Genomic DNA, 21,743 nt, shown 5'->3' with positions numbered 1-21,743 from the left:
GTGTTCTCTTCCTATCTGTGCGTTCGCGCCGCTTTTCCTTTTCTTCTCTGAATCAATCAGCCAAAGCGGGGCGAACGCACTGACCGCGCCGCAGTCCAAGTAAAGTCTATGTTACTCACTGACTGGCGTTGAAGTTTCCCTGCAAGACGACATGGCCAGCCGCATCTTGCAGCTCGATGTGTCTGATGTTGCTCACCGCTCTGAGCGATGGCGGAAGCAACTGGCCGCTCGACCCGTCGCTGGTCAAGGTCACCCGCAAGAACCCTGATCGGACGATTGTGCTGCCAACATTTGTGCCGTCTACGATCAAACGGTAGCTCGCTCCCGAGATCAGCCCTTCTGCCGCCATGCTTAGCTGTTCGCGTCTCGTGCCGTCGGGCAGCGCTTCGATCCGGACCGAGGCGCTGCCTGCTGCTTGCGGCAGAACGCCTGTCGCGACCAGTCGCGCTTCTCTTTCAAGGAATCCGCCAACGGGACTGCCGTTGTCCGCGGTGAAGTTCCCCTGAAGAACAACCCGGTCAAGCGAGTCGCGCAGTTCGACGTGACGGATCTTAGTCACCGGGTCGATCGGCCCTGGCAACGGCGCGCGGCCCGGCTCACCAACGAATGCGAAACTGAGACTTCCCAGGCTCGCCGAAGCGTTCGAAGCGAGGGCGTTGCCATCCACAACCAGTTTGTACGTCGTGCGCACGCTCAGCATGTGAGCTTCCAGTGTGAACACTTGTCTAGTGCCGGTTACGCTTATGCTCGCCTTTCCGAACGCGACGCCGGCCACCGATCCGCGAGTGAGATTCATGTCGCTCGAGCGCGATGCGGCGCTGATCGGCGAGGGGCTCCGCGGAGGCGAGGCGATTGACGATGTCTCGTTCATAGTCGTCGTCGTAGATCGAAGGCTGAGCCTCGCGCCGGCGTTTCTCGACCACGCGCCAGCACTCGCGCGTTGTGGTAGTCATCAGCCACGAACTTATCTTTTCCTGCTTACGCAGTGTTGTCAGTTTCTGGAAGAGCTTCAAGCACACCGACTGGAAGATGTCCGCCGCATCAACCGGCGAAAACCCCGAGCGAATTGGAATCGAGTAGATCAGCCGCTGATACCTGAGGATGAGCGCTTCCCACGCGTCGGGCTCCCCGCCGAGGCAGGATTCCACAAGCGCGCGATCATCGACGAGCAGCGGCTTAGCGCGACTGTCGGCATCGGCCCGATCCATGTCAGAACAAACTCAGCTTTATGCTGAGATACTTCTTTGGGTTCTGCCGGAAGTCGTACAACAGCTTGACCATCTCGGCCGTGGTCTGGTTGAGGTTGTTATAAAGTTTATCATCGTGAAGCAGCTTGCCCGCAGAGCCTTCTCCCTTATCGAGGCGGTCGCTGATGCTCCTGAATGACGCGACTGTCGATTGCACGTCGTCGTGCAGTTTCTCGTCCTTTATGAACTTGCCGAGCGAGCCACGTCCTGCTTCGATGTCGGCGGCGATCTTGTCGAGCTTCTCAGTCGTCGAGTTGAACTTCGCCAGAATTTCAGTTGCCTGCTTGTAAAACTGCTCGTCGGTTATCAGCTTACCTATCGTTCCCTTGCCTGCTCGCACATCGGAGACGATGCCTTGAACGTCACTGGTCGCGCCGCGCAGATCATCGTAGAGCTTGGGATCGTTGAGCAAACGGGCGATCGTGCCGTTACCTTTGCCCACGCGAGCGCCAATATCTTGAAACTCTAATATCGCGCGGTTGAGATTCACATAGAATGCATCGTCGTGAAGCAGCTTGCCGATCGTGCCTTTGCCCTGATTGATGTTGTCCATCAACTCCTGAAGCTGTTTGCCGACCGTATTGAACTGGGTGAGGATATCGCTCGCGCCCGCGAATACCTGCGCCAGTCCGGACTGGTCCGCGCTAGGTATCTCACCGCGATCGGGTATGGGCTCCGCGCCCGTCGTGCCAGGGGTTATGTCGATGACCCGCTCGCCGAGAAACCCTTGCTGAGCCAAAACAGCCTGCGAGTCTCTCCGAATGCGGCCCTCGACTTCTTTGGACTCGACGGCCATGACGACGACTATTGGCTTTTCGTCTTTGCTGGTGGGTACGGCTCCGAACTCGACGCTTTCAACCTTGCCGACGTTCTTGCCGGCTAGGCGAACCTCGTCGCCGTTCTTCAGTCCGTCGGCTGCCGCAAAGCGAGTCGTGTAGGTTGAGTTGTTTTGAAAAAATGGAATCCCGCCGCTGACACTCAGTATGAAGATGATCAGGATCGTGATGGTCGCGACCACCAATATCCCAACCCGCAACTCAGACAATTTGGTTTTCTGTCTTGGCATAACAACCTCCGTTGGTCAGAAGTCAGAGATCAGAGGTCAGAAGTCAGAGGTCAGAGGTCAGGGTCGGAGGTCGGAGGCCCGGACTTCTGAGATATCTGACTTCTGCATTCTGACCTCTGACTTCTGACTTCTTACCTCTGACTTCTGACTTCTGACCTCTGACTCTCCTGGCTTCTGACTTCTGACCTCTGACTCTCCTGGCTTCTGACTTCTGACCTCTGACTTCTCCCGTCACGCCACCCTAAAGAAATCCTGGATATAAGGGTCTTCACTGATCCAGAGCTCTTCATCGGTGCCGTTGAAAATCACCTTGCCTTCTTTGAGCATAATGAAGCGAGTGTTGATCAGACACAAGCTTCCTTCCTCGGAGCGGAACTCCACATCGCCGCCTTCGCCAATCGTCGCGAAGGACGAAGACAGCAGCTTTATGTCCTCCAGCCTATGTGTCACGAAGATCGAGCTGACTCCTTCAAGGTCGCGGAGCTTCATCGCAAGCTCGAGGATCGTACGGGCGGTCGGCGGGTCCAGCCCTGCCGTTGGCTCATCAAAAAGTATCAGCTTCGGGCTGCCCACAAGAGCGCGGGCGATGCCAACTCGGCGCCGCATTCCGCCCGACAGCTCAGAGGGCATCATTTCCATCGTTTCCTCGAGATTGACGAACCGAAGCATCCGCCGGACGGCCTCTTCGATTTCGTCCTCCGGCACTCCCTGCTCGAACAGGCGGAAGCCGACATTCTCGTAAACCGACAGCGAATCGAACAGCGCGCCATCCTGAAAGACCATGCCTATTTTTCTGCGGGCCGTGGTTAGTTCGGCTTCGGTCATCCCGGTGACGTCATCGCCGTCGATCAGTATGCGGCCACCCTGCGGCTTTATGAGTCCGAGCACGAGTTTGAGAATCGTGGATTTGCCCGTCCCCGACCCGCCCATGACAATCTTGGTCTCGCCTGGATTTACCGTGAAACTCACTTCGTCCAGGATGACCCGGTCCTCATAGGCCATCGTCACGTCGTGAAACTCAATTGCGCCGTGTATCTGTTCTGACATAGTTACGTGCTAGTAAAACTTGCGGGCCAGCCGCACGATCTCAGGCAAAGCTTGAATCAGTGTTTGCAGGAAGTAATCCGCCGCCAGTATCAAAATATCCGACAACACCACCGACTGGGTGGTCGAGCGCCCGACTCCCACTGTGCCCCCGTGAGTGCGCAGTCCGGCGCGGCAGCTTACGACCGCTATGATGAAGCCAAACACTAGCGGTTTGAGGAGCCCGCCGAAGAGATCAGTGTATGTCAGCGCGTCTTTAGCCGAGCGAATATAGACCGAGCTTGGGACCCCCAGCAACGAGCTCGATACGGCCCATCCTCCGACTGATCCGACCATATCCGCAAGGATCGTCAGAGCGGGACACATTACCATAAGCGCCAGCATTCGCGGCCACACAAGCTTCTTGATCGGATCGGTCCCCAGCGCGCGCATGGCGTCTACCTGTTCCGAAACGACCATCGAGCCAAGCTCGGCGGCGATCGCTGAACCTACGCGGCCGGCAAGCATTAACGAGGCCAACACTGGCCCCATCTCGCGCACCAGCGAAGTCATAACGAGCTCGCCTGTCTTCGCAGTGGCGCCGAAATCTTTCAGCGTGGGAATTGTGTTAAGCGCGAGGATGCCTCCGGTGAATGCACCGGTCAACACGATGATCAGTATGGACCCGACGCCGATCAGGTCCATCTGGGTGGTGATCTCGCGCAAGTAACGAGGCTTTGATAAGGCGCGCCGGAACGCGCGGGCGGCCATCAGGGTAGCTTCTTGAACTTCGTAGACAGCCTCAAAGAATGGGTTCATCAGTAAGCATTGCGGATTGCGGATTTCGGATTGCGGATTGAGGATAGCTCAGTCACCAGCGACATTCAATCCGCAATCCGCAATCCGCAATTAGTAAAAGAGGTATTTGCGCCACGCTTCGTCGGCGCGGCCCAAATAGCGGATGATCTGACGGTTGACGTGGAGGTTGTACGCTTGCGGACGCTTCAGCAGCCTCATCCCCGCGCCTTCCGGAGAGCGGTCGCCTTTTCGGTTGTTGCACGAGCGGCAGCAGGCCACCAGATTCTCCCACGCGGAATCACCCCCGCGCGATCGGGGTGTGATGTGATCGAGCGTCAGGTCCTGAGGCGGGAACACGCGCCCGCAGTACTGACAGGTGTTGTGATCGCGAAGCAGGATGTTCTTGCGCGAAAGGCTCTTTCGCTCAAACGGAATGTGAATGTACTCCATCAGCCGGATGACCGATGGCATCGGCATCGAAAATCGCGAGGAGTGCAACCACTGGGCGGAACTTTCTTCGGCGTTGGCGACGCCCTTGAGAATCAACACGACCGCGCGCCGAGCCGTGCAAACATTGATCGGCTCGAACGAAGCGTTCAGAACTAAAACGCGAGAGTTCATTCTGAAAGCGAAATATAACTTGGCGTCAACAATCCTGTCAAAGTTGCAAATCGAGTAGGGGGCGCGTCAGGTTTTCGCGCATCACCTCTGAGAGAGACTCTGAAAACTCCCGGAATCCCACCCACGGTCAGTGGGTGGATTGTTCAAGCTCAGCCTACGAAGAGAGCCGCCAGCCCCCTTTGTTTTTGTTTATCTCTCTCCCCTCGCGCCGCGAGGGGAGAGAAGGAGAGGAAAAACGGGAATCCGGGTGCGCCCCTTTGTAGGCTGGGCTTGAACAATCCACCCACTGTGCCGTGGGTGGGATTCGAGGAAGCAAAAGTTCAAACACAGATGTCGAGCTTGATGCCGTCAACTTCCCACGTGCCGGGCGCCTTGCGACAAGGCCACATCGGGTCCTTCATCTGCGCTTCCCATTTGGCGAGTTCCTTCTTCAACTGCTCGACGATCTCAGGATGCCGGGCCGCGAGATTCGTCTGCTCCGCGATGTCTTTCGACAAATCGAAAAGCCAGTAGTGATCTCCGCCTTTGAATAATTTCCAGTTGCCTTTCCGAACCGCGGCGTTCGAGCCATTGCGCCAGCACAAGACTTCGTGCGGCGCGGTCTTGTTTCGTCCGGTCAGATACGGCATCAGGTTGACCCCGTCCAGCACCCTCTCTTTCGGCAGTTCCGCGCCCGCAATGGATGCCGCCGTCGGAAACAGATCCAGCGATGAAATCACCTGATCGCTCACCGTTCCCGCTTTCAAATGTCCCGGCCACTGCATCGCAAACGGCACGCGGAATCCGCCTTCCAGATGCGTCAGCTTGCCGAAGCGCAACGGATCATTAGTGCAAGCGCGGCTGTAGGTCGCGCAACCGTTGTCGCTCAGGAAAACCACCAGCGTGTCTTTCTCCAAGCCCGTGGTGCGCAGCTTCTTGAGAATCGCGCCGACGCCGTCATCCAGCGCGCTGACCATCGCCATATAAACGCGACGCCGCTCGTCCTTCACATTCGGAAAGCGGTCCAGATATTTCTGCGTCGCCTGAAAAGGCTCGTGCGGCGCGTTGAACGGCGCGTAGAGAAAAAAGGGTCCCTTCTGATGACGATCGATGTAGGCGACCGCTTCGCGCGCGAAAGCGTCGGTCAGATATTCATCTTCTTCAACTGGGGTCGTGTTGCGATAGATCGGGTTCTGCGGCGACCGCGTGCTGATGTTGCTGCCACCGCCCTCGACGGCGCCGGGCCTGCTCATAACACCAGGCTTGTTCGGATCGATATACAGGTTCGCGCCGAACAGGAAGCCGAAGTATTCATCGAAGCCGCGCTGCGTGGGCATATACCGGTCGTTCATCCCGATATGCCATTTGCCAATCATCCCCGTCGCGTAGCCGGCCTTCTTCATCACCTGCGCCAGGGTGATTTCGGACAAGGGCAATCCCATATCCTTGTTGCTGATCGCTCGTTGCAACGGCCCGGCGTTGAACTCAAAGCCGAAGCGCTGCTGATAGCGTCCGGTCAACAATCCCGCCCGCGAAGGGCTGCACACCGGCGCCGAGACATAGGCGTTGGTGAACCTGATGCCGTTTTTTCCAATCGAATCGATGTTGGGCGTGGGGATCTCCTTGCATCCGTACATGCTCACGTCGCAGTAGCCCAGGTCGTCGCCGAGGATGAAAACGATATTGGGCTTGCGCGCGGCTTGTCCGCGGGCAGCGGCAGTCTGCGCCGCCAGCAGCGGGATGCCGGCGAGCATCACGGCAATCACACACAATGAAATCAATCGGACGTGTTTACGCTTCACTCGCTCGTTTCCCGTGACGTTTGTAGTCCCGCCTTCAGGCGGAAGTTCGTATCCGCTGGCTGGCGCCAAGATGGTGAACGAGCTACAAACTTCCGCCTGAAGGCGGGACTACAAACATCATGCTCGCTGCCCTTGCCCCCAACGCAGCAGCTCAGCCACATATGGTTCGGGCGACTCGAGGCCGATCAGGTGCCCGGCGTTGGGGATCTTCACGACTTGGGCGCCCGCAATCTTCTCGCGAAAGATCTCCGCATACATCGGCGAGATGAATCGATCCTGCTCACCCCACACAATGAGCGTCGGCGCTTTGATCCGCCACAGCCGCCGCTCGAGTCCGCTTTCAGGAATCGGGAAGAGGAACTTGGCAACTGTGCGGAAGCCGCGCGACATCCCGATCAGCGTTTCGATCTGCTCCTGAGTCCGATCATCCTTGTCGCTGAAGAGCTGGGTCAGCCCAAGCATCTGCTGCGCAGCCGGGCAGCTCATATCGTGAAAAAGATACGGGGCCAGTTCATGAGCCATGCTGCCAAAGAGATCGACTACCGGAGCTTCATCGCGCCACAATCCGACGGGCGCGGTCAGCGCTAAACGGCCAATCTCCCGGGGCCGCAGGGCGGCCATCTCCGCAGCCATCCAGCCGCCCAGCGATTCGCCCACAACGTAAGGCCGATCGAGCCCGAGCGCTTCAATCACATCGAAGCCGTGCTGGAACAGATCAAACTGATCCTCCAAACACTCGAGCCCGGTTGACTGACCGAAGCCGGGCAGCAGCGGCGCGTACACGTGATGCTTCTTCGAAAGCATCTGCAGCACGCCTTCCCACGCGGCGATGCCTCCCGCGCCGTGAAGGAAAAAAAGCGGCGAGCCGTCGCCGCCCTCGAGGACTTGAACCGCCGGTCGGCCGTCGCCGAGGTTGAGCAGTGTAGATCGCGGTGTATCACTCATGCCGTCACCTCCGTCGGTCGTTCGGCTCGGGCTTGCACCTCGGCGTTGTGACTACCCGGTTGTTCGCGTTTGTCTGCGGGCAACGCCTTCGGCCACCAGTGATCTTCCCACTCGCTCCAGATCGAGCGCACGTGCGGGATCACTTCGTTGGCGAACAGGTACGTCGAGCGGTTGGTCAGTTCCATCGGCGCGGAACCGATGTGCAACGCAACGCCGAGATGACCGCAGCGCAAGCTCTTGGCCAGTTCCTCAACCTGCTGACGAACTGTTTCAGGGGATCCGGCGATGATGTACCCGCCGTCGACCAGCTCCTTCCAACTCTTGTTTCCGCCCATGTTCAAAGAAGTGTTGCCGGCCTGCGCGACCACGCCCGCGCGGATAGAGGCTTCAGTCATGTAGCCCGGCGGCCCCATCATCCCGGGATAGAGATGCAGGCACTTGTTGAAAAAATAATTCACGTGCGGCCACCATTCGCGCTCGCACGCCTCGTCGGTGTCGCTGACGCAAATCTGTTGGAAGAAGGTGCAACTGTAAGGATTCGGCTCCTTGCCAAGCGCCGCCATGCGTTCCCAGTAGCCGTTGAGCACCTTTCGCGCTCGCTTGTAACCGCTGAACGAAAGGTAGCTGTAGTTGTAGCCGAGCTCGGCGCAGAAATCCCACGTCTCAATCGAGCCGGTGCCTGGAATCCAAATTGGCGGGTGCGGCTTTTGGATAGGCTGCGGCCACAAGTTGACGTATCGCAACTTGGTGTACTTTCCGTTCCACGCAAACGGCTCGCGCTCTTGCCACGCTTTGAGGATCAGATCGTGCGCTTCGCGATACTTCTCGCGAAGCGTGACCGGGTTCTGCCCATAACAGAAGTTGACGTCCATCGGCGTGCCGACCGGAAATCCGGCGATCAATCGTCCGCCTGAAATCACGTCGAGCATGGCAAACTCCTCGGCGACACGCGTCGGCGGATTGTAGAGCGCGATTGAATTGCCGAGCACCAATAGCATCGCCTTGGAAGTGCGCCTGGCAAGCGCGGCTGCCATCAGGTTCGGCGACGGCATCATCCCGTAGCCGTTTTGATGATGCTCGTTGACGCCAACTGCATCGAAGCCTTGTTGGTCGGCGTATTCGAGCATGTCGAGGTATTCGTTGTAGAGCGTGTGGCCCCGCTCCGGGTCGTAGAGCGAGTTCGGCAGATCTACCCAGACGCCGTGATAGCGCTCGCGGAAATCTTCCGGGAGCCAGCGATACGGCATGAGATGGAACCAGTTGAATTTCATGGCTTCCTCCGTGGGCTGCGTTCTTCGAGGCGCACGCGGCGTTAAAGATGAGCGCCGCCTGCGAACTGCTCAGCGAATGTTTCGGGCGCTTGAGTCAGCCGAGCGCGGCGCTCATTCTATGATGATGAGCTTCAAAAAGCCAATGGGCATACCCAGGTCAAAGGGCATACCTACCTCGTAGAGGTGGGTCCGTGATGATACGGCCTACACGAGATTGGCCGGGCGGCTGAAGATGCTCAAGCCTCTTTCATACCCACCTCGTCAGAGGGGGTCCGTGATGTTACGGCCTACGCGAGATTGGCACGATGGGTGAAGATCGAGCCTCTGTCATACCACCTCGTCATAGATGTGTTACTGATGCTGCAGTCTGCAAAAGGACCTGGAAAACTCGGTGGGCGTTCCGCAGGCTTGAGCATCAGACACCCACCTCTGACGAGGTGGGTATGGTATCGAACGGGTCGAGTCGGCTCGCTAGGTAAGGCGCATTTGTAGGCTGCAGCATCAGCGTCCCACCTCTCACGAGGTGGGTATGCCGGAAGATTTTGCCGCGTCCCCGCCGCGTCCCAATTGATCAATGCCTCGATACATGGTTTCCTTATGTCTCAAGGGAATCGCTGGAGAGGTGATTATGAAGCTCAAGACTCATTTCCTCGCGCCTGTTTTGCTTGCGGTGCTGGCCGCCTCATTGGCGCCCGCTCAGACCGCTCAGACTGGTGCTCCCGCGGACATGGACGCCTATGCCGCTCGAGTGTTGAAAGAATTCGAAGTCCCGGGTCTCGCGGTTGCCATCGTCAAAGACGGCAAGGTCGTGCTGGCGAAAGGCTACGGCGTACGAAAGCTCGGCGAACTGACGCCGGTGGATGAGAACACGCTGTTCGGAATCGCTTCCAACACAAAAGCATTCACGGCCGCCGCGCTGGCGATGCTCGTCGATGAAGGCAAGATCACCTGGGATGATCAGGTCGTCAAGCACCTTCCGGCGTTTCAGTTGTACGATCCCTACGTCACGCGCGAGATGACTATTCGCGATTTGCTCACGCACAGGAGCGGGCTTGGGCTGGGTGCGGGCGATTTGCTGTGGTGGCCGCCAACGGATTACTCGCGGGAAGAAATCATACGCAGGTTTCGCTATGTCAGACCCGCAACAAGCTTCCGCAGCCGGGGGCAAGCCACCCTTCCCGACCTGTGATCCCGCGAGGCTCATGATCGAGGTTGAATAGCTCGTCTCATCAAACTGGAAGACGACAGAGACCATCTTAGAAAGGATAGTGAAGAATGTCTGAATGGACTTTTGCGCAGACACAACCTTCTGACGAACTTGCACAGCTCCACTTCTTCTCAATGAAAAAGTGCCAGCCTGACGGCGACGTCGAATTCATGATAACCGTGAAAGAGTACGTCGATCGAAACCAATATCACATGCGATTCTTCGCGGAAGCCGACAAACAGACCAACCAGAAGACCGCGCCGTTCTTGCCGTGCGGCTGGGGCGAATCGCTATTGCAGGCTTTGAGCGAATGCGTCAGAGCGATTCATCGCTTCCCGTATGAAGGCGACAGCAGCGTAGCAAAGTGACGTTCCATTGGCGCAGGCGTATCAGTCTTGCTTGATGGCGACGATCCTGATGCGTTTGTAATCGGCGAACCAGCTTCCGTCTCGAAAGAGAATCGGCTTGAGTTTCCGCTCGACTTCGGCGATTACTTCTTCCCGCTTGTTTGCCGGAAGCGATTCGATGATGTTGTCCGTGAAGGTCAACAGCCAATTCTTCAAGCCGTTTTCACCCTCGTCGAGTTTAGTAGGCCGATCGAAGTGCGATGCAAAGCCGACTCGAAAGCGCTGAGCTTCGAGCAGTGTCGCGTACTCGCCAATGGTGGGGTAGTAGCGAGCGAACGGTTCGACGCTGACCTCCGCGCCCGCCGCATTGACCGCGTCAGTCAGTGCGCTGCGTATCGTCCGAATGTTTCCTTTGCCTCCGAACTCCGCAACGAAGCGGCCGCCGGGCTTGAGCGCTTCCCATATGCATCGGGCAACGGCTTGTTGATCCTTCATCCAGTGAATAGCGGCATTTGAAAAAACCGCGTCGAACGGTTGATCGAAGTGAAAGTCAGAGGCATCGGCAATCTCGAAACGCAGGTTGGGATAAAGTTCACGGGCGGCTTCGATCATCGTCGTCGATTTGTCCATGCCGGTCACTTCGGCGCCAACCAAGGCAATCTGGTTTGTTAAGTGGCCGGTGCCGCAACCGAGGTCGAGTATGCGTTCGCCGCTACGGGGAGCCAGCAGTTCCATTACGCCCTTTCCGTATTTCCATACGAAGGCATTCTTGCCGTCGTAGAGCGCGGTGTCCCAGGTCTTGTCAGTTTGTTTCCGGTCTTCGATCATCGTTTGTTATCGGTGCGAATCCGTCAAACCTGTTTGATCGGTGGTCTATGAGTTCGTAAGACGCGGGATAGACCACGGATGACACTGATTCGGCGGATTTACGCGGATACCTCTCGCTAGTGAAGCGCATGTTACAGGTCACCGTACGGGCCGCGAAAGCCGTTAGCGATCAATCGCCAGTTGCTCATCGTGAAGCTTTGATAGCGTAATGAGCGCGGTCACCGCGCCAAGCAGCGCCAGCGCCATGTCCTTCTGCGTGTCGAACACGTCTCCTTGCGTTCCCAGAAAAGCATCGCCCGCTGATCCAGTCAATGCTGAGACGATCCATTCGAGCAGCTCGTACAGCGCGCTGATCGCCAGGCACACCGAGACGACAACCACGAATAACCATCGCCCGCGCTTCAACACGTTCAGCCGCAACAGCACCTCACGAGCGATCATCGCCGGGACAAACCCCTGCGCGAAATGGCCGACCCTATCGTAGTGATTGCGACTCAACCCGAACCGGTCGCGAATCCAGTTCCCGAGCGGGACCTCTGCATAGGTGTAGTGCCCGCCTACCATCAGAATTATCATGTGCAGCGCGATCAGGGTATATGCCAGCGGCGTCAAGGGGAAGCGTCGATAGGTGAGGGCCAACACCGCGGCGCCTATGATTGCCGGGAAGACTTCCAATAACCAGGTGAAGTAATCGTGCGGGCGAATCGCCGACCACACAAAGATCACCGCGACCGCGAGCCAGAGCAAACGAAGGCCGATCGGTTGAGGCTTCGCGGCTTCCGCGGCCTTTTGAGTCATTGCGCGGACCGCCGCTCGATGAAGCTGTCGATGTGACGCGCGATCTCTTCGCCCTTTTCTTCTTGCAGGAAGTGACCGGCCCCTTCGATCACGATTTCGGGCTCATCCTTTGCTGACGGGATCAACTTGCGGAAGAAGCGGTCGCCTCCGCGAGTCACCGGATCGCTATCGGAGAACATCACCAGCGCGGGCCCGGTCCAACGCGAGAGTGCTTCGCGAGTCTCGCGCATGTCCGCGGCGCCGGCCTGGTCAGGTTCGATGGGAACCAGTCTGGGAAACATCTGCGCGCCGGCTTTGTACGAAGCATCCGGGAAGGGCGCGTCGTACGCCGCAACTATTTCATCGGTGATCGATTCGCGATTCACCGCGCTTCGGCGTACGATCGTACCGCATGGCAGATCGGGCGTGCTGGTGGCATAAGCTCGCCACTTCAAGAAGCCTTCTGTCGGCGGCACGTCGCCCGTCGGAAGGCCGGTGTTCATGATCGCCAGTCGTGCGAATCGCTCCGGCAGTTGGGTGGCGACTCGAAGGCCGAGGATCCCGCCCCAATCTTGAACAACTGCGGTGATCCCTCGAAGATCGAGCTTCTCGACGAATGCTGCAATCGTGCCGCGGTGCATCTCGAACGTGTATTCAATGGGATCGGCAAACTTGTCTGACCGCCCGAACCCGATAAAGTCCATCGCGATCACCCGATGGCGCCGGGCGAGTATCGGAATCATCTTGCGATAAAGGTATGCCCAGGTCGGCTCGCCGTGCAGACACAGGATCGTTTCGCCCGCGCCTTCGTCGACGTAGTGAACACGGGCGCCGTTGATCTCGACGTAGTGGGGCTCGAATGGAAAGTCCGGCAAGTTTGCAAATCGCGCGTCGGGCGTGCGCAATAGTGGCATTTGATGGCCTCCGAATCTATAATCGCGGCTCGGCAGTGGAACGATCCCTGTTCGAAACGAACTGGCGTCTTACATAACTACAACAAAGGAGCACACCATGCAACGTCACCGAATATCGAGAATGTTGATCGTCGCAATCCTATTTGCGATTTCATCCACGCTTCGCGCACAGCAGCCGGCTCAGGTTTTTACGCCGCCCGATGACCTCGACTTTCGCAAAGCGAACGTTATGAGCGAAGGAGTGCGCTTGACGGCAGAGCTTTACTCGCAGAAGTCCGCTGCCGGCAAGCAGCTTCCGACGATCATTATGAGCCACGGCTGGGGAGGCACGGTTGCGAATCTCCGCAGGGAAGCGCTCGACTTTGCGCATGCCGGCTACCTGGTGATCGCTTTCGATTATCGCGGCTGGGGCGCAAGCGACTCGCGAGTGATCCTCACCGGTCAGGCGCCTTCTAAGAAAGAAGGAAACAAGTTCAGCGCTGAAGTGATGGAGATTCGCGAGGTGGTCGATCCGCTCGAACAAACTCAAGACATCTTCAATGTTATTCACTGGGCGATGGGCGAGCCGCAGGTGGATAAGAATCGAATCGGATTATGGGGCTCGAGCTATTCGGGAGGTCACGTCGTCTACGTCGCCGCGCACGATCCGAGGGTGAAGTGCATCGTCAGTCAGGTTGGCGCGATGGATTCGCGGCCAAGGGCTCAGTTGGCATCGGCAGGCGCGGAAGCGGATCAATACAAGATGGCCTACGACGAGGCGACTAAACGAGCGCGAGGTGAGATCGGGTATCCGGCTCCGCGAGCGCGGGTGATCGGCAATCTGCAAGGCGCTCCGATTCGCGAAAAGCTGTTGCGCTACGCTCCGGTCGATGATGCGCCGATGATCAAGAACTGCGCGATGCTGTTTGTCGTGGCTGAGAAAGAGGAGCTATTCGACAATGCCGGTCACGCTAAGCTTGTATTCGACCGGGCGCGCGAGCCTAAGAAGTACGTGGTGCTGCCGGGCATCACTCACTATGGGGTTTACACGACGGCCCGCGAGCAGGCTACTAAGATTGAGATCGAGTGGTACGACCAGCATTTGAAGAAGTGACCCGGGGGGCGCAGGCATCCCTGCCTGCCGGCCTCACCAAGGGACCCTTCAAAAACAAGAAGCGAGTTGCGAAAGCAGCAGGCAGGGATGCCTGCGCTCCAGGTGCGTCACAACCCGCCCGCCACTTCGAGCACCTGGCCGGATACATAATCCGACAGCGGCGACGCAAAAAATAGAATCGCGCCCGCTCCTTCTTGAGGCGTTCCCGCGCGACCGAGCGGTATCATCGGAGTGGTGCGATCTAAACGCTCTGAGGGGATGCCGATGGCGATTTCAGCTTCGCCGCGGTGAATCGTCTCGCCTTTCTCTTTCGCCTGCGTAAGTCGCGTCTCGATTCGCCCGAACGCGACACAATTCACTTGAATGTTGAACTGTCCCCACTCCTTCGCCAGCATCTTGGTCAATCCGATCACGCCGGCTTTGCCCGATGAGTAGTTTGCCTGACCCGCGTTGCCGCGCGTGCCCGAAGTCGAACTGATGTTGACGATCTTGCGCGCGAGCGCCGCGCCGTGTTCTTGCTTCTCGCGTTTGGCTGTCTCACGCAGAAAGGTCGACGCGGCGCGGATGATTCTGAACGGTGCGGTCAGATGCACGGCCAGTATCGCTTCCCACTGCTCGTCGGTCATCTTGTGAATCACGGCGTCCCAGGTGTAGCCGGCGTTGTTGACGATGATGTCCAGCCCGCCGAACTTTTCGATTGTGGCGTTGACGATCGAATCTGGAAACGCCGGGTTGGTGACGTCGCCCGGAACGCTGATGGCTTGACCTCCGGCCGCGAGAATGGCTTCCACGGCCTCTCCCGCGGGTAGAGGGTCGATGTCGCTCACGACGACCTTGGCGCCGTGTTGCGCAAAAAGCTCGGCGGTTGCGCGGCCTATTCCGCGACCGGCTCCAGTGACGATGGCGGTCTTTCCTTCAAGCAGTCGTTCCACGTTGCTCCTCCGATCAAAGAACTGTAGCGGCGCCGGGCCAACCGGCTGGGTTGCGCTTCGAGGTTTTCAGTTTGAGCAGTTTGCTAATCACCGAGTCAAACCTGTATGACGTAGCGGTTGGTTCATCGTCAGAGTGCTACGCATCAGCGACTCGCGACAAACCAAAGCTTGTAGGACCTCGCCGAGATCTTACGCGGTGTCTTCGGAGTAATACTTCTGCAGCTTTCTGTAGAGCGTCTTGCGGCCGATGCCCAGGACCTGGGCCGCGCGCGTCCGGTCGCCGCGAGTGTATGCCAGGGTTTGCATGATCATCCGCTTTTCGGCTTCATCGATCGTCGTGCCCACTTCGACCTCGATTGTCTTGCTGGCTTCAGCGCCGCGCACGGCATGCGGCAGATCGTCGATGGTAATCATCCGCCCCTGGGCGATGATGACCGCGCGCTCGATTGCGTTTTCAAGCTCACGCACATTTCCGGGCCAGTCGTAGCGTCGCAGCCACTCGAGCGCTTTCTTGGTGATGCCGGTGATGTTTTTGTTCGACCGCTTCTTGTAGATCTCCAGAAAATGCGTAGCCAGTAGCGGAATGTCCTCACGGCGTTCGCCGAGGGGCGGCAGCTTTATCGGATAGACGTTTAGCCGGTAAAAGAGATCGCGCCGGAAGCGGCCGTCGCTAACGGCCTGTTCAAGATCGACGTTGGAAGCGGCGATCACCCGGACGTCCGTTTTGACAATCTCGTTGCCGCCGACGCGCGCAAACTCGCCGTTCTGAAGCACGCGCAGCAGCCGCACCTGAGCCGAGAGCGACATCTCCGCTATCTCATCCAGAAACAGCGTTCCGCCGTTTGCTTCTTCAAACTTTCCGATGCGGCGGCTGCGCGCATCAGTGAACGCGCCTTTCTCGTGCCCGAAGAGTTCCGACTCGAGCAGCGTTTCCGGAATCGCGCCGCAGTTAATCTTGATGTAGGGCTTTTCCACCCGGGAGGAGCGCGACTGAATCAAGTCGGCCATCAATTCTTTGCCGGTGCCCGAGGCGCCTTGAATCAGCACGGTGGTGTAGTTGTCGGCGACGTAAAGCGCCATCTGCATGCAGCGCATGAAGTTGTCGCTCTTGCCCACCAGGCCGCTGCCGCTGTGCTCGCTGTGCGCGTGCTCGAGCTCACGGCGCAGCCTCAAAACTTCCGCCGAGAGTCTGGCCTTGGACAGGGCGATCGCGAGCTGGTCGGCGATCCCCAGCGCCAGGTCGGTCACCTCCTTGGCGAAGGGCTGCTGCGGCTCTGACCATAACAGAATCAGCGCGCCGAATATCTTGTCGTCGATCAAGATGGGCGCGACGATTGCCGCTCCCGCGTTGAACACCTCGGTCAAGAAGGAGCGCGCATACTCGTGCTGGGCCGGGCTGAGTATCTTGAGCATCTGGCCGCGGCCGACGGTCTTAGGCATCAGATCGAGAATCGGGAACTTCAGCGAAGGCCGCTTGAGGATCTCCGCGGCATTGCCGCTCGCGGTCCGTAGATTGGTGAAGTGAATTTCGCTGTTGTTGGCGTCGATGATCGCCAGACATGCGGCCTGTATCCGAAGCAGATCGACCGACCGATCGAGTATGCGCTCGATCACTTCGGTGAAATCGGAACCGGTGTTGATGTCGTTGGCGATCTCGAGCAGCGCCTTGTTGATTCGCGCTTCTCGTTCCTTCTCGGTGTAGATATGGGTATAGCGATAACCGATGGCGATGTGCTGCGCCAGGTTGCGAATGAAATTTATCTCGTCCTCGTTCCAGTGATACTGCTCGCGGCAGTGATGCAGCCCCATCATCCCGAGCAGTTGCAAATTGAACGTGATCGGCACGAGCAAAACAGATTTGCTGCCCAGTCCCTCGATCAGCTTCTGGAGCATTGGCGGCACATCCGGTGAGGACGTGTCCTCGACGGCCTGCGGGCTGTAGAGATCAAAGCCTTCCTGCAACCGTTCGAGATCAACTCGGAGTTGCACGTCGAGCAGCGAAGGGAGTTCGTCCTGGATACCAGCGCGATATTCGTGGGTGATGCGAAGCTGATTTTCGGCGGTGAGGGTCATGACGTCGCAGCGGTCGACGCCCATCATCTTGCCGACCTCGGTAACGGTCGCTTGAAGGAAGTGGTCGAGGTTTATGACCGAGAAAGTTTCAGAGCCGATGCGGTTGAGGATCGCTTCGCGCGCTTCGTGCATCTCGAGCTTGCGCTCGAGGGAAAGTAATTTTGCACTGGTCGACATATGTGCTCAGCGCTGCTTTCACCGAGTGAGCGTCAAGGTCTGGCTCTCGCCGCCGTCAGTATTTCGCAGCTTGATCTCGACGGGTATGCCGGGCGGAAAAGCGGTCTTAGGCACACGCGCGAGGAAGGCCGTGCCGTCGTCGCTCCGAGGCTTGGCGGGATAGCCGGTCTTGCCCACGACCACTGTCAAGCCCTGCTGCATGCCGGAGCCGTATACAATGAACTTCTCATTCTTGGCCTTGTAGGTGAACTCAGTCAGTATTGGCGGCGTGATCTTCACTTCAACATTGAGCGCGCCCAGCGCACTGAGGCGCCCGCTTGTGATGACGTAAGCGCGAAGGTTATCGGTGACTTCCACGCCTTCGAGGATCCGGCGCTTCAACAGGACGGCGCTGTCACTCGGGTATTTGGATTTCACGAGCGCCGCCACGCCTGACACATAGGCCGCTGAGATCGACGTGCCATCCTCGCGCGCGTACCAATTCTGAGGATCGGGCGACCGAGTGCACAGGAAACAATCTCCGCGAGCCTGCGTGGTGAGCACCGCTACGCCGGGCGCCGCCAGGTGCACGGTGTTAGGTCCGAATCCCGAGTTGATCACATAAGGAATAAAAGGTGGATGCCAAATCTCGTCGTTGAAATCGGACGCCGCGACCACGATCTGGTTCGACAAGCCGTACGACGCCGGATAGATCTTGCTGTAGTCCAGGTTGAAGCCCTCGTTGCCGGGTATGCAGACCAGCAGGGCGCCCGCATCGTTGGTTGCTTGGACTGCATCCTCCAGCGCGCGCACAGATTCTTCGCTCAGGTTGTCAGATGTGAATGTGGTGCTCCAACTGGCGTTGATGATCGAAGCTCCCGCTGTAATCGAGTAGAGCAACGACCGGGCGGCATCGGCTACGGTTGCACTGAATTGGCCCGGGTCTGGACCGTAGCGCTTATAGAACCGCGCCGGCAATATCTTTGATTGACACACGCCCGAGATCCCGATGTTGTTGTTCATCTCGGCGGCGATGATGCCGGCCATAAAAGTGCCGTGACCTACCGCGTCGGTCGTGTCGCCGTTTTGGTCGGCGACGTTGAACCCGTGAACGTCGTCGATGAACCCATTCTGATCGTCGTCAATCCCGTTGCCCGGAATCTCTCGGGTGTTGGTGTAAATGTTTCGCGCCAGGTCGGGATGAGTGAGATCAACACCCGTATCGCTGAGAGCAATTATCACGTCCGGACTCCCAAGAGTCGTGTCCCAGGCCTGATAAGCCTTTATGTCCGCGTTGGGAGTGGAAAAAAAGTCATTGATGTAGAGCCCGGGGTTTAGCAGCGCCCACTGCAGCGCGAAGTCAGGGTCATTTGGAATGGCGCCGAGTCTTATCAAATAATTCGGCTCGGCGTACTCAACGTCATCGCGCGCCCGCAGCTCGCTCACCATCGATTGAACATCCGCGCTGGGATCGAACCTGATAACGAACACGCGGTCCAGGCCGCGCTGGGAGATTATCCGGCTGACTCTGTCGTTGGAAGTGCTTTTGGCAAGCTGCTCTGCGGCGCGGCCGGGACCCTCGCTGCCTCGCTCGCCGGCTAGCCGGGCGATCATCATCAACCGGTCGCCCGGATCGGCCGTCTGCAACTGGGGCGCTCCCGCCTTGAGTTTGACTATCACTTCCCCGGGCGCGTAGTTCAACGAGCGGCGGGCTTTCGTGGCCGAGCCGTGCATGTGCGGCGCGACTACAACCAGCGGTAGAATCAGAGCGACGGTGAGGAAACGAACTCTGCGCATATTGCTCAAGAGCAGCCTTATCATATTAATAGTCGGGAGTTCTTGCTTATAACCTAAAGACGCGCCATTTTCAATGAAAAATCAAATAGCAGCGCTATGGACTGCGGCGGCCTAAGGGTACTTTCACGAGTTGAACCAACGCCGGCGCTTTGGCTTTGGTATTCTCGCACTAAGCGATCTCGCGCAGGGAAGTCTAATAGCGAAGCCAAAGCGCCGCCGCGTACACGCCGGATCAGTCAGGTATCTGAGGCGGCGCAGTCCATATTGCGGCGCAATCCACATTGAGGGCGCAATACCGAGTCTCAGGTCAGCGAGGCCAGCTCACGCTCGATTTCGTTGCGAGTTCGCTGAAGCTCGAGCAGATAAGGCGGCGCCACCCTGTCCTGGCACTCCTCTTTAGTCAGGCGGCATCGCTCACAGGTGCCGTCGATGTCCAAGCGGGTGATCGCAGGATCGCTTGCGAATCGAACCGTTCGCTCAAACTCCTGGTCGCAGCGGAAACCCAGCGACACGGACGACGTCGCCGCGCGATTCAGGGCCAGATGCCGGGCCATCGCGACGCACAAGAATCGCGCATCGGTGTCGACGAATCGTGAAATCTGCGCGCCGACGATGGGCTCAACCAGCTTCTTGCGCTTCGTTCTCTCGCGTTCCAGGTCATGAAGAATTCGGATCGCAAGCCAGCGGCGGCAGTAGTGCTCGTCCAGACCGGTGCCTCCCGGTATCAAGACCTGCGACATGTTCAAATGCTTAACGAGCCGGTACTCGCCCCGTTCGTGATTGAAGCGGAGAAAGTGGAGTTTGATGCCGAAGTATTCAGGCAAGACTTCGGTGAGCCGGTACATGAGAATCTCCGGCGTGACTTCGTATCGGTCCAAAAACTCGCGGAAGCGGCGCGGCTGCCAGCGGTCGAGCGCGAAGAACTCTTTGATGTCCACAAGAAGCCTCTCGCGATTAATCAACAGCGCCCCGGCGAAATAAGAAGCTTTGAAATCGTTGAGTACCTGCTCGAATGAATCGACCCGCTCAGGAGCGGAAGTCATAGCGCGATCTTTGAGACCGAGCACTTGATAGCCGATCTCACGCGCGAGAATAAACTTCTTCTGCTGCTCGCTAAGCGACGGATTGATCACCAGCGTCGGCGGATTGCCTCTCCTGGTTACAAGCACGGAACGAAAATGCTCGAGCGTGGGGTGCTTGCTGAGTTGCTTGTCGTCGAGTTGGTAATTGAAGCGCTTCTCGATCAGCGCCCGAAGATCGCCGTAGCTCGGCGTCGGGTCCGACGCAATCTTGGCAGCTTGAACGAATTCATCCACGGCGCGCTCGATGTCGGGAAAGTAATTCTCGTGAAGCTCCTGATAAGACCTCAGCGCGGAACGGTACAGGTGCTCGACTCCGATGTTGTACTGGCCCGCTATTCCTATCAGCGCGTTGACCAGGGCGCTTGCTTCGAGGGGCTGGCGAGTCATCAGCTCCACGACCTGCGCAGGCGAAATGCCAAACAGGTGAAACGGAAAGTTGTGGAGCGCGGCCGAGCCCAGAAAGTCAGAAAGCGGACTGAGCTGTTCATCAAGCCTGATGGAAACGAGGTCGTCGTAGTTGCGGCCGAGCGCTTCGGCCATGCGGGCGATCTTCTCGGCCTTGGGATATTTCTTCCCGTGCTCGATCTCGGTGAGGTAAGAAGTAGACAGCCTGGTGCGGATACCCAGATTAGTCAGCGAAAGCCCGGCCTGCTCGCGGAACTGCCTGAGTTTCATTCCGAAGATGACTTTATGATTGAGACCCATAAGCCCGTGCCAACCTAAGCACCCACACCGCTACGCGGCCGACTCCAATGGCCGCTCATTCTGTATTACCACGGTCGGATTGGCATTCGGCTCTGGGACGGGAAGGTCATGTTCCTGCAAAACAACAACGTGTTCTTCCATTCCCCACTTAGCCTTGTAAAGACAATCTCCAACGGAATGGCCGATCCCGGTGAATCCTTCAAGATCGGGCGAATAGAAACCAAAGAAGGTGGGATCCGTCGTAGCCTCGATGACCAGCGAATACTTCAAGTCAATCATGGTGTTTCAGTCCCTTTCTTATCGCTCTCCAAAAGTGTTAACAGGCCGTAGCAACCAAATATGTTTCGACGGAGTTAAAAATATTCATTGACACGCTCAGGAAGAAGGCTTAAGATTCCGGTCGCCAGATATATTCAGAGCGGTTTAAGTATAAGCGCCTGTCCCGACCAAGCGTAAAGTTCATAGCATCTGTATTCGGTTGCATTTGTACCACACTTCGCAGCGGGGGCTCAATGTGGATGAGAACGCCCTGATCTTCGCTGTGGGCAAGCATGTCTCATACGCTTAAAGTTTGTTGAAAAACTGCATTGTCCCGACCTTGATTCGCGTCATGCAAGGTAAGCGAATAGGCGAATTGGGCGAGAGGCAGTCACAAGTGAGACTGTGATTCTTTGTTGTCGGTAAAGGATGGCTGTCGGTGAGCTCGGCGTTTCGACCGGCAGCCAGTATGGATCGGTCTGCGGCTTCCCGGCGAGTGCGCGTCGCCCGAGGCAAGGAGGTTCAACATGCGGCCCTCTCAGGTTCTCTTTCCGCTGCCCTCTGTTGGGTTCATCAAGGCATGGTCCGCCGCGTTGTTCCGGCGCGCGCTGCAAAGAAGAGTCGTTTGCTGTGCGGTCGCGTTTAACCTCCTTCTGTGGCCGGGGCCGGGTCTCGTTAGCCGGCACGTTCTCAGCCTGGCTTCCCAGGCGCTCAGCGTGCGATGGGGTGTTCACAGCTACGAGGCCTTCTTTCTCAAGGGACTCTTCTCTCAATCCCGTATCAAGCCGCGCCGCGAGACGATGGCGGATCGCGCCTCGGCAG

The 21,743-nt window shown here is 57.9% G+C and carries 20 protein-coding genes and 1 pseudogene; 4 read left to right on the top strand and 17 right to left on the bottom strand.

Features of this window, described 5'->3' with window-relative positions; translation table 11 throughout:
- Positions 1–115: 115 nt before the first annotated feature.
- The 9 genes from AABO57_27955 to AABO57_27915 all read right to left on the bottom strand — a co-directional run bounded on the left by AABO57_27955 (position 116) and on the right by AABO57_27915 (position 8,752).
- On the bottom strand, positions 116–796 hold the full coding sequence (locus tag AABO57_27955) for a hypothetical protein (GenBank protein ID MEK6289567.1): 681 nt from the start codon (positions 794–796) through the stop codon (positions 116–118).
- Positions 726–1,208: a sigma-70 family RNA polymerase sigma factor gene (locus tag AABO57_27950; protein MEK6289566.1), complete on the bottom strand. Its 483-nt coding sequence runs from the start codon at positions 1,206–1,208 to the stop codon at positions 726–728. The genes AABO57_27955 and AABO57_27950 overlap by 71 nt, the downstream gene beginning before the upstream one ends.
- A gap of 1 nt (position 1,209) precedes the next feature.
- Positions 1,210–2,313, bottom strand: coding sequence for an MlaD family protein (locus AABO57_27945; GenBank protein MEK6289565.1), 1,104 nt, complete (start codon positions 2,311–2,313; stop codon positions 1,210–1,212).
- Between the two features lie 231 nt (positions 2,314–2,544).
- A complete protein-coding gene (locus AABO57_27940; protein ID MEK6289564.1) occupies positions 2,545–3,360 on the bottom strand; it encodes an ATP-binding cassette domain-containing protein in 816 nt (271 codons plus the stop codon).
- Positions 3,361–3,369: 9 nt separating this feature from the next.
- Positions 3,370–4,155 (bottom strand): ABC transporter permease, encoded by a 786-nt coding sequence (locus tag AABO57_27935; GenBank protein ID MEK6289563.1) that lies wholly within the window; start codon positions 4,153–4,155, stop codon positions 3,370–3,372.
- Positions 4,156–4,245: 90 nt separating this feature from the next.
- A complete protein-coding gene (locus AABO57_27930; protein MEK6289562.1) occupies positions 4,246–4,755 on the bottom strand; it encodes an HNH endonuclease in 510 nt (169 codons plus the stop codon).
- Between the two features lie 320 nt (positions 4,756–5,075).
- Entirely contained in the window at positions 5,076–6,536 is a 1,461-nt protein-coding gene (locus AABO57_27925) for a sulfatase (GenBank protein MEK6289561.1), read from the bottom strand.
- A 117-nt stretch (positions 6,537–6,653) separates the two neighbouring features.
- Complete coding sequence (locus tag AABO57_27920) at positions 6,654–7,481, bottom strand: alpha/beta hydrolase (GenBank protein MEK6289560.1); 828 nt, start codon at positions 7,479–7,481, stop codon at positions 6,654–6,656.
- Complete coding sequence (locus AABO57_27915) at positions 7,478–8,752, bottom strand: LLM class flavin-dependent oxidoreductase (protein MEK6289559.1); 1,275 nt, start codon at positions 8,750–8,752, stop codon at positions 7,478–7,480. Before AABO57_27915 ends, AABO57_27920 begins: the two co-directional genes overlap by 4 nt.
- 727 nt (positions 8,753–9,479) lie before the next feature.
- Here AABO57_27915 and AABO57_27910 point away from each other — a divergent pair.
- A pseudogene (locus AABO57_27910) lies at positions 9,480–9,908 on the top strand (serine hydrolase domain-containing protein).
- A 119-nt stretch (positions 9,909–10,027) separates the two neighbouring features.
- Positions 10,028–10,327, top strand: coding sequence for a hypothetical protein (locus tag AABO57_27905; protein ID MEK6289558.1), 300 nt, complete (start codon positions 10,028–10,030; stop codon positions 10,325–10,327).
- Positions 10,328–10,348: 21 nt separating this feature from the next.
- On the opposite strand, the gene AABO57_27900 is transcribed toward AABO57_27905, so the two are convergent.
- The 3 genes from AABO57_27900 to AABO57_27890 all read right to left on the bottom strand — a co-directional run bounded on the left by AABO57_27900 (position 10,349) and on the right by AABO57_27890 (position 12,825).
- On the bottom strand, positions 10,349–11,134 hold the full coding sequence (locus AABO57_27900) for a methyltransferase domain-containing protein (GenBank protein MEK6289557.1): 786 nt from the start codon (positions 11,132–11,134) through the stop codon (positions 10,349–10,351).
- Positions 11,135–11,296: 162 nt separating this feature from the next.
- Positions 11,297–11,932, bottom strand: coding sequence for a DUF2238 domain-containing protein (locus AABO57_27895; protein ID MEK6289556.1), 636 nt, complete (start codon positions 11,930–11,932; stop codon positions 11,297–11,299).
- The gene (locus AABO57_27890) at positions 11,929–12,825 is read right to left on the bottom strand and encodes a haloalkane dehalogenase (protein MEK6289555.1); all 897 of its coding nucleotides are present in this window, start codon (positions 12,823–12,825) and stop codon (positions 11,929–11,931) included. The genes AABO57_27895 and AABO57_27890 overlap by 4 nt, the downstream gene beginning before the upstream one ends.
- Before the next feature lie 97 nt (positions 12,826–12,922).
- Between AABO57_27890 and AABO57_27885 the strand changes: the two genes are divergently transcribed.
- On the top strand, positions 12,923–13,918 hold the full coding sequence (locus AABO57_27885) for an alpha/beta fold hydrolase (GenBank protein MEK6289554.1): 996 nt from the start codon (positions 12,923–12,925) through the stop codon (positions 13,916–13,918).
- A gap of 107 nt (positions 13,919–14,025) precedes the next feature.
- On the opposite strand, the gene AABO57_27880 is transcribed toward AABO57_27885, so the two are convergent.
- The 5 genes from AABO57_27880 to AABO57_27860 all read right to left on the bottom strand — a co-directional run bounded on the left by AABO57_27880 (position 14,026) and on the right by AABO57_27860 (position 20,942).
- Positions 14,026–14,850: an SDR family oxidoreductase gene (locus AABO57_27880; GenBank protein MEK6289553.1), complete on the bottom strand. Its 825-nt coding sequence runs from the start codon at positions 14,848–14,850 to the stop codon at positions 14,026–14,028.
- 189 nt (positions 14,851–15,039) lie between these two features.
- Entirely contained in the window at positions 15,040–17,100 is a 2,061-nt protein-coding gene (locus tag AABO57_27875; protein ID MEK6289552.1) for a sigma 54-interacting transcriptional regulator, read from the bottom strand.
- 18 nt (positions 17,101–17,118) lie between these two features.
- Complete coding sequence (locus tag AABO57_27870; protein MEK6289551.1) at positions 17,119–18,876, bottom strand: S8 family serine peptidase; 1,758 nt, start codon at positions 18,874–18,876, stop codon at positions 17,119–17,121.
- A gap of 302 nt (positions 18,877–19,178) precedes the next feature.
- Complete coding sequence (locus tag AABO57_27865) at positions 19,179–20,663, bottom strand: ImmA/IrrE family metallo-endopeptidase (GenBank protein ID MEK6289550.1); 1,485 nt, start codon at positions 20,661–20,663, stop codon at positions 19,179–19,181.
- 30 nt (positions 20,664–20,693) lie between these two features.
- Positions 20,694–20,942, bottom strand: a complete 249-nt coding sequence (locus AABO57_27860; protein MEK6289549.1) for a type II toxin-antitoxin system HicB family antitoxin — start codon at positions 20,940–20,942, stop codon at positions 20,694–20,696.
- 506 nt (positions 20,943–21,448) lie between these two features.
- Here AABO57_27860 and AABO57_27855 point away from each other — a divergent pair.
- Positions 21,449–21,743, top strand: a 295-nt coding sequence (locus AABO57_27855) for a hypothetical protein (protein ID MEK6289548.1), incomplete at its 3' end; no start/stop codon positions are given.

Source organism: Acidobacteriota bacterium, assembly GCA_038040445.1.
GTDB lineage: Bacteria > Acidobacteriota > Blastocatellia > UBA7656 > UBA7656 > Onstottus_A > Onstottus_A frigus.
The sequence above is the reverse complement of the archived record's forward strand: the minus strand, read 5'-3'. Positions and strand labels throughout refer to the sequence as shown.